Source organism: Vogesella sp. (assembly GCF_046297735.1).
GTDB lineage: Bacteria > Pseudomonadota > Gammaproteobacteria > Burkholderiales > Chromobacteriaceae > Vogesella > Vogesella urethralis.
Genome location: NZ_JBKBHK010000003.1, coordinates 304,639 through 321,613, shown reverse-complemented (window position 1 = coordinate 321,613; position 16,975 = coordinate 304,639). Strand labels below are relative to the sequence as shown.

The 16,975-nt window shown below is 62.8% G+C and carries 13 protein-coding genes; 11 read left to right on the top strand and 2 right to left on the bottom strand.

Annotation, left to right across the window (positions count from 1 at the left end):
* Positions 1-37: 37 nt before the first annotated feature.
* Entirely contained in the window at positions 38-766 is a 729-nt protein-coding gene (locus tag ACK4FZ_RS05990; RefSeq protein WP_144372777.1) for a TIGR00730 family Rossman fold protein, read from the bottom strand.
* A 19-nt stretch (positions 767-785) separates the two neighbouring features.
* On the opposite strand from ACK4FZ_RS05990, the gene polA reads away from it, so the two are divergent.
* Positions 786-3,590 carry a DNA polymerase I gene (gene polA / locus ACK4FZ_RS05985; protein WP_409818825.1) on the top strand — a complete coding sequence of 935 codons (2,805 nt, stop codon included), beginning with the start codon at positions 786-788 and terminating at the stop codon, positions 3,588-3,590.
* 57 nt (positions 3,591-3,647) lie between these two features.
* Here polA and ACK4FZ_RS05980 read toward each other — a convergent pair whose 3' ends face one another.
* On the bottom strand, positions 3,648-5,318 hold the full coding sequence (locus ACK4FZ_RS05980) for a diguanylate cyclase (RefSeq protein WP_409818823.1): 1,671 nt from the start codon (positions 5,316-5,318) through the stop codon (positions 3,648-3,650).
* 217 nt (positions 5,319-5,535) lie between these two features.
* Between ACK4FZ_RS05980 and cysG the strand changes: the two genes are divergently transcribed.
* The 10 genes from cysG to msbA all read left to right on the top strand — a co-directional run bounded on the left by cysG (position 5,536) and on the right by msbA (position 16,939).
* On the top strand, positions 5,536-6,927 hold the full coding sequence (cysG, locus tag ACK4FZ_RS05975) for a siroheme synthase CysG (RefSeq protein ID WP_409818821.1): 1,392 nt from the start codon (positions 5,536-5,538) through the stop codon (positions 6,925-6,927).
* A 79-nt stretch (positions 6,928-7,006) separates the two neighbouring features.
* Positions 7,007-7,420 (top strand): PTS sugar transporter subunit IIA, encoded by a 414-nt coding sequence (locus tag ACK4FZ_RS05970; RefSeq protein WP_409818819.1) that lies wholly within the window; start codon positions 7,007-7,009, stop codon positions 7,418-7,420.
* On the top strand, positions 7,401-7,670 hold the full coding sequence (locus ACK4FZ_RS05965) for an HPr family phosphocarrier protein (protein ID WP_144372771.1): 270 nt from the start codon (positions 7,401-7,403) through the stop codon (positions 7,668-7,670). Before ACK4FZ_RS05970 ends, ACK4FZ_RS05965 begins: the two co-directional genes overlap by 20 nt.
* Before the next feature lie 38 nt (positions 7,671-7,708).
* Positions 7,709-9,448: a phosphoenolpyruvate--protein phosphotransferase gene (ptsP, locus tag ACK4FZ_RS05960; RefSeq protein WP_409818817.1), complete on the top strand. Its 1,740-nt coding sequence runs from the start codon at positions 7,709-7,711 to the stop codon at positions 9,446-9,448.
* An 18-nt stretch (positions 9,449-9,466) separates the two neighbouring features.
* Positions 9,467-10,549, top strand: coding sequence for a putative lipopolysaccharide heptosyltransferase III (rfaQ, locus tag ACK4FZ_RS05955; RefSeq protein WP_409818815.1), 1,083 nt, complete (start codon positions 9,467-9,469; stop codon positions 10,547-10,549).
* Positions 10,546-11,685, top strand: a complete 1,140-nt coding sequence (locus ACK4FZ_RS05950; protein WP_409818813.1) for a glycosyltransferase family 4 protein — start codon at positions 10,546-10,548, stop codon at positions 11,683-11,685. Before rfaQ ends, ACK4FZ_RS05950 begins: the two co-directional genes overlap by 4 nt.
* On the top strand, positions 11,682-12,797 hold the full coding sequence (locus ACK4FZ_RS05945) for a glycosyltransferase family 9 protein (protein ID WP_409818811.1): 1,116 nt from the start codon (positions 11,682-11,684) through the stop codon (positions 12,795-12,797). The genes ACK4FZ_RS05950 and ACK4FZ_RS05945 overlap by 4 nt, the downstream gene beginning before the upstream one ends.
* Entirely contained in the window at positions 12,794-14,095 is a 1,302-nt protein-coding gene (locus tag ACK4FZ_RS05940; RefSeq protein ID WP_409818809.1) for an O-antigen ligase family protein, read from the top strand. The genes ACK4FZ_RS05945 and ACK4FZ_RS05940 overlap by 4 nt, the downstream gene beginning before the upstream one ends.
* Positions 14,088-15,194, top strand: a complete 1,107-nt coding sequence (locus ACK4FZ_RS05935; protein ID WP_409818807.1) for a glycosyltransferase family 4 protein — start codon at positions 14,088-14,090, stop codon at positions 15,192-15,194. Before ACK4FZ_RS05940 ends, ACK4FZ_RS05935 begins: the two co-directional genes overlap by 8 nt.
* Positions 15,191-16,939, top strand: coding sequence for a lipid A export permease/ATP-binding protein MsbA (gene msbA / locus ACK4FZ_RS05930; RefSeq protein ID WP_409818805.1), 1,749 nt, complete (start codon positions 15,191-15,193; stop codon positions 16,937-16,939). The genes ACK4FZ_RS05935 and msbA overlap by 4 nt, the downstream gene beginning before the upstream one ends.
* The last annotated feature ends 36 nt before the right edge of the window (positions 16,940-16,975 follow it).

Here is a 16,975-nt window from a genome sequence, read left to right as displayed (position 1 = left end):
AGGGCGGGGGGCTGTTGCCCCCTCTGTCGCCCTCATTCTACAGGTTTAGCAGCTGCTCGCGCTCCTCCGGCAGCGTGTCGAAGCCACGGGTTTCGTAGAAGCGGAAGATGGTTTCCACGATTTCCTTCGGCTCGTCGATCAGTTGCAGCAGGTCGAGGTCGTCCGGGTTGATCATGCCTTCGCCGGCCAGCCGTTCGCGTACCCAATCCAGCAGCCCGCCCCAGAAGGCGCTGCCGCACAGGATGATGGGCATCTTGCGGCTCTTGCCGGTCTGGATCAGCGTCAGCGCCTCGAACATCTCGTCCAGCGTGCCGAAGCCGCCCGGCATCACCACATACGCCAGCGCGTGCTTGACGAACATCACCTTGCGGCTGAAGAAGTGGTCGAATTTCAGGCTGAGGTCCTGGTATTCGTTGGGGCGCTGTTCGTGCGGCAGCACGATGTTGAGGCCCACCGACGGGCTCTTGCCGTAGAAGGCGCCCTTGTTGGCCGCCTCCATGATGCCGGGGCCGCCGCCGGAGATTACCGAGAAGCCGGCGTCGGAAAGCAGACGGGCCACGTCCTCGGTGAGCTTATAATACGGGTGGTCACGCGGGGTTCGTGCGCTGCCGAAGATGCTGACGGCCGGGGTAATGGTCTGCAGCTCTTCGGCGGATTCGACGAATTCCGACAAAATCTTCATCACGTGCCACGCCTCGCGCGCGCGGAAGCGTTGCATCATCGCGTAACGGTCGCTTGTTTGCGGTAATTTATCGTGCAAGCCCATACCTTAGCCCTTTTTGATTATGAAAACCCTGTTATTGATCGATGGCTCTTCTTATTTATATCGCGCCTTTCACGCGATGCCCGACTTGCGTTCGCCGCAGGGGGAGCCCACCGGTGCCATCTACGGCATGGTGAACATGCTGGCCCGTTTGGAAAAGGAAGTCCAATTCGATTATAGCGCCTGCATATTCGACGCCAAGGGCAAGACTTTCCGCGACGCGCTGTACCCGGAATACAAAGCCAACCGCCCGTCGATGCCGGCCGAGCTGGCCGCGCAGATCGACACCGTGCACGAGGTGGTACGCGCCAGCGGCTGGCCGCTGTTGATGGTGGAAGGCGTGGAGGCGGACGACGTGATCGGCACGCTGGCGCGCCAGGCCGAGGCGGCCGGCATGCAGGTGATCATCTCTACCGGCGACAAAGACATGGCGCAGTTGGTGACGCCGGCGGTCACCTTGGTCAATACCATGACCAACGAGCACCTGGACGAAGCCGGCGTGAAGGAAAAATTCGGCGTGCCGCCCAGCCTGATCATCGACTACCTGACGCTGATCGGCGACAAGGTGGACAACGTGCCGGGCGTAGACAAATGCGGCCCGAAGACGGCGGTGAAATGGCTGGAGCAGTACGGCTCGCTGGCCGCCGTCATCGACAATGCGGCCAACGTGGGCGGCAAGGTGGGCGAAAACCTGCGCGCGGTGCTGGACTGGCTGCCGCGCGGGCGCGAGCTGATCACCATCAAGTGCGACGTGGAGCTGTACCACGAGCTGCCGCAGGGTATGGACAGCCTGCGCCACGGCAGCAAGCAGTACGCGCAGCTGGCGGTGCTGTTTGCCCAGTGCGGCTTCCGCACCTTCCTGCGTGAAGTGAACGACAAGCTGGGTGGTGCGGTGGCGGCCAACCCGGCGCCGGCGCAAGCGCCGCTGCACGTCAGCGGCAGCCTGTTTGGCGACGACCTGGACACCGTGTCTGCGCTGGCCGCCGGCATCGAACCGCAACTGGCGCCGCCGCCAGCGGTGGAACGCCGCTATGAAACCATCCTGACCCATGCCCAACTGGACGCCTGGCTGCACAAGCTGGCCACGGCCGAGGTGGTGTCGGTAGATACCGAAACCACCAGCCTGGACCCGATGCAGGCGCGCATTGTCGGCCTCAGCTTTGCCGTGCAGGCCGGCGAAGCTGCCTACCTGCCGCTGGCGCACTGTGGCCCGGACGCGCCGGAACAGCTGGATTTCGATAGCACCCTGGCGCAACTGAAGCCGTGGCTGGAAGACGCCAGCCGGCCCAAGCTGGGGCAAAACCTGAAGTACGACCGCCACGTGCTGGCCAACCACGGCATTACCTTGCGCGGGGTGGTGGACGACACGCTGCTGGCTTCTTACGTGATCGAAAGCCACGAACGCCACGGCATGGACGACCTGGCGCGGCGTCACCTGGGCGAAACCACCGTCACCTACGAGGAAATCTGCGGCAAGGGCGCCAAGCAGATCGGCTTTGCCGAAGTGGCGGTGGACGTGGCGGCCAACTACGCCGCCGAAGATGCCGACATCACCTTGCGCCTGGCGCAGCACTTTGCCCCACAGCTTGCCGGCGCACTGGGCAGCGTCTACCGCGACATGGAGCTGCCGGTGGCCGAGGTACTGTTTGCCATGGAACGCACCGGTGTGCTGATCGACCGTGACAAGTTGGCCGCACAAAGCCACCAGCTGGGTAGCGAGATGCTGCAACTGGAGCAGCAGGCCTACGCGCTGGCCGGCCAGCCGTTCAACCTGAATTCGCCCAAGCAGTTGCAGGAAATCCTGTTCGGCAAGCTGGGCATCCCCACCAAGGGCGTGCGCAAAACGCCGTCGGGTGGCTTCTCTACCGACGAAGAAGTGCTGGAAAAACTGGCGCTGGACCACCCGCTGCCCAAGCTGATTCTGCAGTACCGCGGCCTGGCCAAGCTGAAATCCACCTACACCGACAAGCTGCCGACGCTGATTCATCCACAAACCGGCCGCGTGCATACCACGTATGCACAGGCGGTGGCCATTACCGGCCGCCTGGCCAGTAGCGACCCCAACCTGCAGAACATCCCGGTACGGACCGCCGAGGGCCGCCGCGTGCGCGAGGCCTTCATCGCCGAGCCGGGGTTCGTGATTGTCAGCGCCGACTACTCGCAGATCGAGCTGCGCATCATGGCGCACCTGTCCGCCGATGAAGGCATGCTGGCCGCCTTTGCCAGCGGCGAGGACATCCACAAGGCCACCGCCGCCGAGGTATTCGGCACGCCGCTGGCCGAAGTCAGCAGCGAGCAGCGCCGCGCCGCCAAGGCCATCAACTTCGGCCTGATCTACGGCATGGGCAAGTACGGCCTGGCCTCGCAGCTGGGCATTACCAACGACGCGGCGCAGCTGTACATCGATAGCTACTTCCGCAAATACCCCGGCGTGGCCGACTACATGCAGCGTACCCGCGAGCAGGCCGCCGAGCAGGGCTATGTGGAAACCGTGTTTGGCCGCCGCCTGTACCTGCCGGATATCCGCGCCGGCAACCAGGCGCGCCGTGCCGGTGCCGAGCGCGCCGCCATCAACGCGCCGATGCAGGGCACGGCCGCCGACCTGATCAAGCTGGCGATGATTGCGGTACAAGGCTGGTTGCTGCAGGACGGCCTGCGCAGCCGCCTGATCATGCAGGTACACGATGAACTGGTGCTGGAGGTGGCGCAGGACGAGCTGGATGTGGTGCGTACCCGTTTGCCGCAGCTGATGGCGGGCGTGGCGGCGCTGAAAGTGCCGTTGCTGGCCGAAGTGGGCGTGGGCGACAGCTGGGAGGCCGCGCACTAAGCCCGCGCCCGCGCACAAGGTTGGCCGCTAGGCGGTCTACATGCGTGGCTTACCGTGTCAGTCGTGTTCGGCGGGCAGGGCAATGCAGATGCAGTTACGACCTTCGTGTTTGGCCCGGTACAAAGCCTTGTCCGCTTGGCGCATCAGCGTGCTCAGGTCGTGGCTGTTTTGCAACTGCGCGATACCGGTGCTGACGGTCAGCTTAAAGCGCTGACCGTCACTGTCTACCTCGGTTGCGGCCAACTGCTTGCGTATCCCTTCGGCTACGCGCCGGGCTTCGGCCGCGCCCATGCCGCTAAGCAGGGCGGCAAATTCCTCCCCGCCCATACGGCAAGGCAGATCGTGTGAACGCATATTGTCCTGCAGGATGCGCGCAAACACCCGCAAGGCATCGTCGCCGGCGGCATGACCGTAACGGTCGTTGATTTGCTTGAAATGATCGAGGTCGAACATGAGCAGGCATACCGCCAGGTGCTGCCGGTGTGCACCGTCGCAGCTTGTTTGTGCCAGCTGCATGAAGTGACGGCGGTTGTGCAGACCGGTTAACGCGTCCTGCGTGGCCAACTGGAACAGGCGCTTGGCCCGCTGCTGTTGCTGTATGGCGATGGCCATCAGGTGCGAGGTGCGGTGGGTAATGTATTCGCTGTGCAGATCGGGGGCCTGACTATGGCCAAAGTAGATGGCAAAGGTGCCCAGTACGCTGCCATCATACGACTTGATCGGATAAGACCAGCAACTGTACAGGCCGTGGGCGGTAGCCAGTTCGGCGTAGTCTGCCCAGAACGGGTGGTGCGGAATGTCGGTCACGATGACGGCTTCGCCGGTAAAGGCAGCGGTGCCGCAAGAGCCGACGCCATGACCGATACTGACGCCGTCAATCTGCTGCCTGTAGAACTCGGGCAGTTTGGGGCCCGCTGCCAGTCGCAATTGCTGCCCGCTTTCGTCCAGCTGCATGATCGAGCACAGTGCGCCGTCGATCTGTGACTCGATCATGTGGCAGGTCCACACCATCACTTCCTGCAGCGGCCTGTCGTTGGCAATCATTTCCAGCAAGCGGTTCTCGTCCTCCTGCCAAAGCCGTATCGCATGTTCCTCGCTGATGTCGCGGTCTATACACAACAGCGACTGTATGTTGCCCTGCTCGTCGAACTCGGGTAGCAGCCTCGATTCGAATACTGCGCTACGGCCCTGGTGTATCAGCTGGTTTTCAAACACGCAGGGTTTGCCACTGTGCATGACCTGATCGCGGGCGTGGCGAAAGGCATCGCATACGTGTTGTGGCAGGCCGCGCTCTTCCAGTGTCAGCCCGATATGCAGCGCCGGCGGAATCGGCGAGTAACGCGCCAGTGTGCCGTTGGTGTACAGGCAAACCAGCTCCCGGCTATAGCGGCTGATGATGTCCGGCGAGTTTTCTACCAGGTTGCGAAACGTTTGCTTGTCCTCGCGCACACTGACCATCATGCCTCTGGGGAGCGGTGTTAGCAGCCAGTCCAGTAGTTGGCCGCCGTAGACCTGTTGTACGCCATGCGTTTGCCTGGCAACCAGCGCTTGCCACAGTTCTTCCGGCAGCAAATCTGGCGGCAATGTCTGGCCAGCCTGTAATGGTGGGCAGTGCAGCAATTGCTGGAAGCGCGTACTGACAAATGACACCCTTTGCTGTGTGTCCAGCAACAGATAGCCGCCGGGCAGGGCTGCCAGTGCGGTTTCCAGTGGGTTAGTAACAGGCACGATGGTCTCCGAAGACGGTAACGCGGGAGCTGGCAGGTACCGTAAGCAAAGGAGGGCATTGCCATGGTACGGCGCTATTGTGGATTGTAGCGATAAATGCCGCACTGTCATGATACTCCGCGCGCTGATATGCCAGCCTGGCGGTTACTGTCGCCGCCAAGTCGTGCAGCGAGGGTGGGGAATGGTATGCTGCTATCGATATTGGCAGGAGGATGTGGTGGAGTACTTTCCGATTTTCATGCGTTTGCAGGGACAGCCCTGTTTGCTGGTGGGCGGTGGTGAAGTGGGCTTGCGCAAGGCTCGCCTGCTGCTGTCTGCCGGCGCACGGCTCACCGTGGTATCACCGGCGCTGGCACCGGAGCTGGCACAAATGGCCGCACGCGGTGAGGTGACGCACATTGCGGCCAACTTCGAGCCCGGCCAGGTGGCCGGCCACAAGCTGGTGGTAGCGGCAACCGACGTGCGCGAGGTGAACCGGCTGGTGTCGGACACCGCGCAGGCGCTGGGCATCCCGGCCAATGTGGTGGACGACCCGGAGCTGTCCAGCTACATCACGCCGGCCATTGTCGACCGCTCGCCGCTGGTGATTGCGGTGTCGACCGGTGGTGGCGTGCCGGTACTGGCCAGGCTGGTGCGGGCGCGGCTGGAAAGCCTGATTCCGGCGGGGTTCGGCCGCCTGGCGCGGTTTGCGTCGGGCTTTCGCGACCAGGTCAAGGCCCGTTTCGGCAATGTGGAAGAACGGCGCGCGTTCTGGGAGGCGGTACTGGAAGGCCCGCTGGCCGAGCAGGTGATGAACGGTAACGAAGATGCCGCACGTGACGACATGTTGCGCAGGTTGGCCGCCGCCGATACGGCGCCGGCAGGGGCGGTCTACCTGGTGGGCGCCGGCCCCGGCAACCCCGATTTGCTGACCTTTCGCGCCTTGCGGCTGATGCAGCAGGCCGACGTGGTACTGTACGACAACCTGGTGGCGCCCGCCTTGCTGGAGTTGGTACGCCGTGACGCCGAGCGTATTTTTGTGGGCAAGCAACGCGCCAATCACACCTTGCCGCAGGAGGACATCAACGCTTTGCTGCTGCGTCTGGCGCAAGAAGGCAAGCGCGTGTTGCGGCTGAAAGGCGGCGACCCGTTTACTTTCGGCCGTGGCGGCGAGGAAATCGCGCTGTTGGCCGCCCACCGTATTCCGTTTGAAGTAGTGCCCGGCATTACGTCGGCCAGCGGTGCCGCCGCCTATGCGGGCATTCCGCTGACCCATCGCGATCACGCCCAGTCGGTGACGTTTGTCACAGGTCATAAAAAGGACGGTAGCATTACGCTAGACTGGCCCGCGCTCACCCGGGATGGTCAGACGGTCGTCGTCTATATGGGGTTGACCATGGCGGAGGAACTCTGTGCCGCGTTTATTAGTCATGGCAAGCCAGCCGCGACACCCGCCGCCGTCGTCGAGCAGGCGACCACACCGCAGCAGCGTGTCGTCATCGGTACGCTGCAAACCTTGCCTGCCTTGATTCGTGCGAATAGTATCAGCTCACCTGCATTGATTATTGTGGGTGAGGTAGTGTCGCTGTCGGCACAGCTGGGCTGGTATCAGCCCGCGGCCGCAGGCTGACAGCACGTTCCGGGAGCTGCCCGCCAGGGCAGCCGTTTGATGCAGCAGGCAATAGCCGGCCGGTGCCGGGGTGGAAAATATGGTTGGTGTATTACTGATTTCGCATGGCAATCTCGGCCACAGCCTGGCCGAGTGCGCCCGTCATGTCCTGGGCCGGGTGCCTGATAACCTGGCCATCATGGGCGTAGAAAAACACGAAGACCCCGAGCAGAAGCGGCAGGAAGCGCAAGCGCTGATCGACCAGCTGCAACAGGGGGATGGCGTGGTGGTGCTGACCGACATGGTAGGCGGCACGCCGGCCAACATCACCGGGCGACTGGTGCGGGCCGGCAAGGTCGAGGCTGTGGCAGGGGTGAACCTGCCCATGCTGGTGCGGGCGTTAAGCTACAGCAGCCAGCCCTTGGAAATCGTGGTCAGCAAGGCCATTACCGGAGGCCTGGAAGGGGTCTTCTATATGCTTCCGGAGGGGAATCATGCAGAAACAACAAATTGAGATCATCAACAAGCTGGGCCTGCACGCGCGGGCATCCAGCAAATTTACCCAGATCGCCAGCCGTTTCAAGGCCGAGGTCTGGATTGCCCGTAACGGGCGGCGCGTCAACGGCAAGAGCATCATGGGCGTCATGATGCTGGCTGCAGCGAAGGGCGCTACGGTAGAGCTGGAAACCAATGGCGAAGACGAGGATCTGGCCATGGCGGCGTTGGTCGAGCTGATCAACAACCGCTTCGACGAGGCGGAATAAACGCCCGCGACAATAAATAGACAGACAGGGGAGCAAGCATGAGTATCGTGTTGCACGGCGTACCGATTGGCGGCGGGGTGGCCATCGGTCGGGCGCATTTGCTGACGCAGAGCATGGATGACGTCGTGCATCTGGTGCTGGAAGACAGCGAGATCGCCGCCGAGCAGCAGCGTTTCGACCATGCCGTACGCGAGACCCGCAAGCAGCTGGAGCTGCTGTGGGGCAGCATCCCCGAAAACGCGCCCGCGGAGCTGGGCGCGTTCCTGTCGCTGCACATCATGTTGTTGTCTGATGTCACCATCTCGCGCGACCCGCGCGACCTTATCGAGAGCCAGCGCTGCAACGCGGAATGGGCGTTGAAGCTGCAGTGCGACACGCTGGTGGAGCAGTTTGACGCTATCGAGGAAGACTACCTGCGCGAGCGCAAGCACGACGTACTGCAGGTGGTGGAGCGCATCTTCAAGAACCTGGCGGGGCAGAGTACCGACCTGCAGCTGGCCGACGATATGGACGAGGACGCCATCTTGGTGGCGCACGATCTGTCGCCTGCCGACATGGTGTACTTCAAGGATGCCAACGTCGCCGCGTTTGTGACGGATGTGGGCGGCGCCACCAGCCACACCGCCATTCTGGGCCGCAGCCTGGACTTGCCGTCGGTGATCGCCCTGCACCACGCTCGCGAGCTGATCCGCGAAGACGAAATGATCGTGGTCGATGGCCAGCAGGGCGTGCTGATCATCAACCCGGAAGAAACGGTACTGGCCGAGTACCGCCGCCGGCAGCGCAACTGGATCGAGGCGCGGCGCAAGCTGTCCAGCATCCGCAAGACCGATGCCCTCACCCAGGACGGTACCCCGATCGAGCTGCTGGCCAATATCGAGTTGCCGCAGGACGCGGCCAACGTGCTGGAATCCGGCGCGGTGGGCGTGGGCCTGTTCCGTAGCGAGTTCCTGTTTCTGGGGCGCGACAGCCTGCCGTCGGAAGACGAACAGTTCGAGGCTTACCGCTCGGTGGCCGAGGCCATGCGCGGCGCACCGGTTACCGTGCGCACCATGGACCTGGGGGCCGACAAGAACCCGCGCTGGCTGAACCACGGCGCCGCCGAAAACCCGGCGCTGGGTCTGACCGGCGTACGCCTGTGCCTAGCCGAACCGCTGATGTTCCGTGCCCAGCTGCGGGCGCTGCTGCGCGCCAGCATCTACGGCAAGATCCGCATCCTGTTCCCGATGATCAACAGTCTGGGCGAACTGAAGCAGGCGTTGGCGCAGCTGGACTACGCCCGCAAGGAGCTGCGCGAGGAAGGCGTGGCCTTTGCCGAGGAAGTGGAAGTGGGCGCCATGATCGAGATCCCGTCCGCCGCGCTGGTGGTGGGTAGCTTCGTCAAGCACGTGGACTTCCTGTCGATCGGTACCAACGACCTGATCCAGTACACGCTGGCGGTGGACCGCAACGACGACTCGGTCAGCCATCTGTACGACCCGGTGCACCCGGCGGTGCTGAAGCTGATTTCGCATACCATCAAGACCGCCACCAAGGCCGGGGTACAAGTGTCGGTGTGCGGCGAAATGGCTGGCGACGAGCGCCTGACCCGCTTGCTGCTGGGCATGGGCCTGCGCCGCTTCTCCATGCACCCGGCCAATCTGCTGACCGTGAAGCAGAATGTGCTCAACAGTCACCTCGACACGCTGTCACCGCTGGTGGCGCGTATCCTGCGCAGCGAAGACCCTGATAGAATCGCAGACTTGTTGCAACAACTGAATGCCGGGCCGGACGCCTGATCCGGCTTTTTTCTTTTCATGCTCACAGATGCCATCGACCCGTCGGCCGTGCGCCGCGTATTGCTGATCAAGCTGCGCCACCACGGCGACGTGCTATTGACCTCGCCGTTGCTGACCACGCTACAGGCGCAGCTGCCGCATGCCGAAGTGGACGCGCTGGTGTACCACGACACGCGCGAGATGCTGTCCGGTCACCCGGGGCTGTCGCAGCTGCACACCATCGACCGCCAGTGGAAGAAGCGGGGGCCGCTGGGCCAGTTGCGTGCCGAGTGGCGCCTGCTGGCCACGCTGAAGGCGCGCCGCTACGACCTGGTCATCACGCTGACCGAGCATAACCGTGGTGCCTGGCTGGTGCGCCTGCTGCAGCCGCGCTGGTCGGTCGGGCCGGACGGCCCGTATGGCCGTTTCTTCCGCAAGAGCTTTACCCACCGCTATCTGCAGGTGCCGGGCAACCGCCGGCATACCGTGGAAATCCACCTTGATGCGCTGCGCCGCATCGGCATTTACGCCACGCCGGCGCAGCGGGCGCTGCACATCGTGCCCGGTGACGCGGCCGAGGCATCGCTGACCGCCAAGTTGCAGGCCCTGGGCTTGCAACGCGGCGGCTACGTTCTGGTGCACCCCACCTCGCGCTGGCTGTTCAAGAGTTGGCCGCCGGCCCAGATGGCGGCGCTGATCGATACCCTGAGTGCCCGTGGCGAACGCATCCTGCTGACGGCTGCGCCCAGCGCCGACGAGCTGGCCATGCTGGCTGACATCAGCGGCCAGCTGCAGCACCCGGTGGCCAGCCTGGCCGGCCAGCTCAGCCTGAAGGAGTTGGCCGCGGCCATTGCGGGGGCAAAGTGTTACATCGGGGTGGATTCGGTACCGATGCACCTGGCCGCGGCCGTACAGACGCCGTGTGTGGCGCTGTTCGGCCCGTCTGGTGACATCGAGTGGGGCCCGTGGCAAGTACCGCACCGTGTCGTGGCCGCCTCTGTGCCGTGTCGCCCGTGCGGCAACGCCGGCTGTGGCGGCGGCTGGCGCAGCGAATGCCTGGAAAAGATCAGCGTGCAGCAGGTGCTGGCCGCCTACGACAGCCTGCAGGAGCAAGGCCGATGACTTACCTCGCCATCATCCGGCAGAAATTCAACCCCGCCGGCGGTGCCGAGCGCGTGGTCAGCGCCATTCTGCGCCAGCTGCAAGGGCAGCAGGCCCTGCAGCCGGTGCTGATCAACCGCCGTTGGGAGCCCGTGCCCGGCATCGAGGCGCGCAGTGTCAACCCGTTTTATCTGGGGAGCGTGTGGCGCGACTGGGGCTTTGCCCGTGCCGCCCGCCGTGTTTGGCAGCAGTTGCCGGCCGACCTGGTGCTATCGCACGAGCGCATTCCCGGCTGCCATGTCTACCGTGCCGACGACGGTGTACACGCCGCCTGGCTGGACGTGCGGCGCCAGCGTGGCGGCTTGGGCGCGCGCGTATCGATGGCGCTGAACCCTTATCACCACTATATGCGGGCGATGGAGCAACGCATGTACCGCGACCCGGCGTTTCGCGGCGTGGTGTGCATTTCCGAGATGGTGAAGCGCGACGTCATGCAATACACCGGCCTGCCGGCTGAGCGTTGCCACGTTATCTACAACGGCATCGACACCGCGTTTTTCAATCCGCAGGACGCGCGTGCCCAACGCGATGCCTTGCGCCAGCAGTACGGCTTTTGCAGCGACACGCCGGTGTTGCTGTACGTCGGTTCCGGCTTTGAGCGCAAGGGCCTGGCGCAGGCGCTGCACGCTATCGTGCCGCACCCCGCAGTACAGCTGGTGGTGGTGGGCAGCGACAAGAAAAGCCGCCGTTACCACGCGCTGGCGCAACAGCTGGGCCTAGGCAATCGGGTGCATTTTGCCGGTGCGCAGCGCGATGTACGCAGCTACTACGGCATGGCAGATGGTTTCATCCTGCCGTCGATCTACGAGCCGTTCGGCCTGGTGGTGGCGGAGGCAATGGCCTGCGGCCTGCCGGTGCTGACCAGCACCCGCTGTGGTGGGGGCGAGCTGGTTCAGCCGGGCTTGACCGGCTGGCTGGCTGCGCCCGACGCCAAGGACGACTGGCAGCACAACGTGGGCCTGTGGTTGGCCGCCAGCCAGGGTTGGCCGCTGATGGCGGAAGCCGCGCGCCGGGCGGTGCTGCCGTTTACCGAAGCGCGCATGGTGGACGAGATGCTGACGCTGTTTCATCGCCTGCAAGCCAGGGAGGCCGCATGAAAGGGCGCTTTCCCGGCCGCGTGCTGATTTTTGCCGCGCTGTTATTCCGCCTGCCTTGGCAATGGTTACGCCGCCCGCCGCAGGCGGTACAGCGCATTCTGGTGCTGCACCACTTTCTGCTGGGCGATGCGCTGATGGCCACCAGCCTGTTGGCCAAGCTGCGCCAGCGTTATCCGCAGGCCGATATCGTGCTGGCTTGCCCGCCGCTGCAGGCCGGCTTGTACGATAGCCGGCCCTACGGTGTGCGTGCCGTACCGTGGCACCCGCGCGACTTTGCCAGTATCCGCCGCCTGTTTGCCATGCCGCGTTTCGACGTGGTGTACCTGATGGGCGAGAACCGCCTGAGTTATCTGGCGCGTGCCATCGGTGCGCGCTGGATTGTCGGTTTTGCCGGCGAAGTGCCGCAGTACAAGAACTGGCTGGTGGACGAGGCCATCCCGTACGCCGACCAGCCGGAAGCGTGGACCGACACCGCCGCGCGGCTGGTAGATGGCCCGCCACCACCGCCGTTCGACGTGGCCGATTGGCCGTTGGGTGTGCAGCAGCTACCACCATTACCGGCCAACTACGTGGTGCTGCATGTGGGCGCCAGCTCGCCAACGCGCTATTGGCCGGCGGCCAACTGGCAAAGTGTGGCCGCTGGCTTGCGCGCACGCGGCTTGGCCGTGGTGTGGTCTGGCGGCCCGGGTGAGGGGCATCTGATCGAACAGGTACAGCCGTTGCCGCAGGATACGGTCATTGCCGGCACGCTCAGCTTGCCGCAGTTGCGTGCGGTGCTGGCTGCTGCCCGTGCCTGCGTCTGTCCGGATACCGGCATCGCCCACCTGGCCAAGGTGGCCGGGGTGCCGCTGGTGATGCTGTTCGGGCCGGGCAGCGAAGTGCTGTTTGGCGGCAGCGACTTTTTCCGCCGTTATACCTGCCTGGGTGCCGGCCCGGCGCTATTTCCGTGCCGTTTCCAGCGCAGCGTGCATCACCGCCCGGTGGACTGGGCGCTGCGTTGCTTCCGGCCTGCTGGCGACCAGCCTGGCGGCTGCAAGCAGGTGCAGTGCATGGCAGCGGTGAAGCCGGAGGTAGTGCTTGACCTGATCGGGCAACTGGAGACCGAACCATGAACTTGACTGAAGGCTGGGGAAGTGCTCGCTGGGCTGTGCTACTAGCTGTGACGTTTCTAACGCTAGCGAATGTGTCGCACACCATTGCGCTACGTTACACATTGCTGGCTGTACTACTGTGCTGGGCGGTTGTTGACCGTTGGCGCTTGGTGACCACATTGAGTCAGCTGTCGGCTTCTGCACGATGGCTGGCGGCATTCTTGCTGTATGCACTTCTGCATAGCGTGATTTTTTCCGAGTGGCCAGCGGTGTCTTTGGCTGAGTGGCGTAGCCAGTTGCTGATGGGCGGGCTCTGGTTTGTGGCTGGCTTGGTACTGTTTCACCGGCAACGTGATTTGTCCGTGATGGATTGCGTGGTGTTGGCAGGTGCTTTACTGGTTGTGACCGAGGTGGTTCTGGCGGTGCAGTATCGCTTGTTAAATGGTACGTGGCTTTATCAGGAAGTGTTCACGACGGCTACCAAGCTTGAATTCACTTTTTTCGTTAATTTCGCGATGGCATTTGTCGCTACGCTAGTGGGTTTTGGTAAGGGGAAAACACGTTATCCGTTTTGGCTTTTGTTGCTTACCGGTGGCTTGATGTTTTTTGCTAGTTTTCATGCCGGAGCACGCAATGGCGTGATTGGTCTGACATATCTGATACTGTCCTTCACGTTTATCTTTGTGCTGTCGCACTATCGGAATATTGGTTTTGGACGGTTGGTTTTTTTTCTGTCCATGATCCTTTTGGGTACAGGGGCATTTGTTCAGGCGACATTTGAGCGAGATACACGCAATCAAGTGTTTGTAGAGACCGCCAAGATCGCCTGGCAGGACACAGAAGGCCAAGGCTGGTTGCGTACGGGGCCCTATCCATTGCTGGCAAACGGTAATACCGTTGATCCATCGGCCTACGAACGTATTGCTTGGATTCGGGGTGGCCTTGATCTGATTGCCGACAAGCCTTTGGGTTATGGTTACGATCGGCGTGCCTTTAGTCAAGCGTTGACACTAAGAGGACATCCCAACCAAATAGGTCATAGTCATAGCGGTTTTATCGACCTGGGTGTTGGCTTGGGGGTGCCAGGAATACTGCTTTGGCTGGGTTTCTGTTTTAGTCTAGTGTGGCAAGGATACTTGGCATTCACAAAAAGGCGCGACATAGCTGGTTTGGCTTTGATGCTCGTGACCTGTGGATTCATGGGGCGCATGGTGCTGGAGAGTGTCAGCAAAGACCATATGCTGCACATTTTCTTGTTTACCGTCGCGGCCCTACTGGCACAGATGCAACTCAACCAGACTAATGAGCAACATGACTAAGACCATTCTGTTCACCGAATCCTCCCCCAACGTTGGCGGGCAGGAATTACAACTGATGCAGCAGATGCAGCAGTTGGCGGCTGCCGGCTACCAGCCGGTGCTGGCTTGCCGGCCCGATAGCCGGGTAGAGCAGGTGGCGTTGCAGAAGGGCTTGTCGGTGTTGCCGGTGCGCTTCAGTAACAGCGTGCACCTGCCGTCCATTGCCATGCTGCGGCGCTGGCTGGCTACCCATCGCCCCCGCCTGGCCATTTGCCATAGCGGGCACGACAGCAACAACTTGGCCATTGCCGCTAGGCTGGTGCGCCAGCGGCCGTTCCTGCTGCGATCGCGTACCTACCAGCCGGGTAAAGCCTCGGCGTGGTCGTATAACACGCTAGTGGACGCCACCATGCTGCCCAGTCACTACCTGCGTGACTGTCTGCTGCAAAACCCGTCCATTCATCCGGACAAGCTGCACGTGATCTACCCCGGCATCGATTTTGACCGAATCCGCCTCGATGCCGGCGCCGACTTGCCGTCTAGCGTACAGCAGTGGCGCGATGCCCATCCCGGCCAGTTGCTGGTGCAGGCAGCCATGTTGCGTGGCGAAAAAGGCCACCAGACCATCCTGGAAGCGATGGCGCGCCTGCAGCCACGTTGGCCGCAGTTGCGTTACATCATCGCCGGTGAAGGGCCGGAAGCAGGGCGTTTGCAGGCCGAGATCCAGCGCCTGGGCTTGGGCGAACAGGTGCTGCTGGCCGGCATGGTACAGCCGGTGGCAGCCTTGCTGGCCAGGGCGGACCTGGTGCTGATGCCGTCCAGTTACGAGCCGCTGGGCATGTCGCAGATCGAGGCGTTGAGCCTGGCGGTGCCGGTACTGGCCAGTCGCACCGGTGGCATCCCGGAAACCATTCATGATGGCGTGACCGGCCAGTTGTTGCCGCCGGGCGACGTGGCTGCCTGGGCTGCTGCCATCGAGCAGGCCTTGTCTGACTCGGCCACCGTGCAAGCGCAGGCGCGAGCTGGCCAGACTGACGTCCATCGCCGTTTTTCCCCCCGCAGCAATACCGCCAGCCTGTTGGCGCTGGCGGGGCTGTCGTCCGAGACTTCCGATTCATGAACGATTCCTTCAAGCACAGCTGGCAGGTTTACCGCCGCCTGCTGCGTTACATCCAGCGCTACTGGAAAGTCCTGATCATTTCGCTGATCTCGATGTGTATCGCCGCGCTGACCGAAGCGGCGTTTGCCCGCCTGCTCAAGCCGTTGATCGATGGCGGCTTTGTCGACAAGGACCCGGATACCATCCGTTGGGTGCCGCTGGCGATTATCGGCGTGTTCCTGCTGCGTGGCGTGACCAGCTTCATCAACGAATATACGGCCAGCTGGCTGACCGGTCGTCTGGTGCAAACCCTGCGCGAAGAGATGTTCGTCAAGCTGCTACGCTTGCCGGTGAGCTTTTATGATCGCGAGCAGTCGGGCCGGCTGATTTCGCGTATCGCCAGCGACGTCAATCAGGTTACCGAAGCCGGTTTCAATGTGATTACCGTCGCGGTCAAGGATGGCGTCACCACGCTGGGCCTGCTGGCGCTGCTGCTGTACACCGACTGGCAGCTGACGCTGATCTGTTTCGTCGTCATGCCCGCGGTCACCGCCTGCATGCACTTTGTCGGCAAGCGTTTGCGCGGTCTGGCCCGCGAGAATCAGCTGCGCATGGGGCAGATGGTGCAGGTGGTCAGCGAGGCTATCGATGGCCGTAAAGTGGTGAAGATTTACGGTGGCGAGCAGTACGAAGCCGAGCGTTTTCACGAGGCGGCGGATGCGTTGCGCCGTAATCAGGTCAAGCAGAGTGCGGCCAGCTCCGCCAACACCGGTGTCACCCAGCTGATGATTGCCTGTGCGTTGGCCGCCATCCTGTACTTTGCCGCGCTGCGCGCCCAGCAAGGCAACTTCAGTGCCGGCGATTTCATGTCCTTTCTCACCGCCATGATGCTGCTGTTTGCGCCGATCAAGCGCATTACCGGCATCTCGCAGGCGCTGCAACGCGGTTTGGCGGCGGCAGAAACCATTTTCCAGTTTCTGGACGAGCCGGAAGAAAAGCAGGCCGGCTTGCCTTTGGCCGGCAAGACGCGCGGCCAGCTCGAGTTGCAGCAGCTGTCATTCAGCTACCCTGGCAGCGAGCGGCCGGCGCTCAAGCAGATTAGCCTGACGCTGAACGCGGGTGAAACGGTGGCACTGGTGGGTTCCTCCGGCTCCGGCAAGACAACGCTGGCCAGCCTGGTGCCGCGCTTCTACGAGCCCGACAGTGGCCGTTTACTGCTGGATGGCGTACCACTGGCTGACTACGCGCTGCCGGCGTTGCGCGAGCAGATTGCCTTGGTCAGCCAGGACGTGGTGCTGTTCAATGGCACCGTGGCGGCCAACATCGCGTATGGTGTGCTGGACAAGGTTGGCCGCGAGCAGATCGTCGATGCTGCCCGCGCGGCCAACGCGCTGGACTTCATCGAGGCGCTACCGGAAGGCTTCGATACCGAAATCGGCGAAAACGGTACCCGTCTGTCGGGTGGCCAGCGCCAGCGCCTGGCTATTGCCCGTGCGCTGCTGAAAAACGCGCCGCTGCTGATTCTGGATGAAGCGACATCGGCGTTGGACACCGAGTCCGAGCGTCTGGTGCAGGCCGCGCTGGATAACCTGATGAAAAACCGCACGACACTGGTGATTGCGCATCGTCTGTCTACCATCGAGCAGGCTGATCGTATTGTGGTAATGCATCAGGGCGAGGTGGTAGAAGTAGGCACGCACCAGACCTTGCTGGCTGAAAATGGCATGTATGCGAAGCTACATAGCATGCAGTTTGCTGAAGGCTGATTTCTAATTCACCCGGTAACACCGCCGCTGATTCAG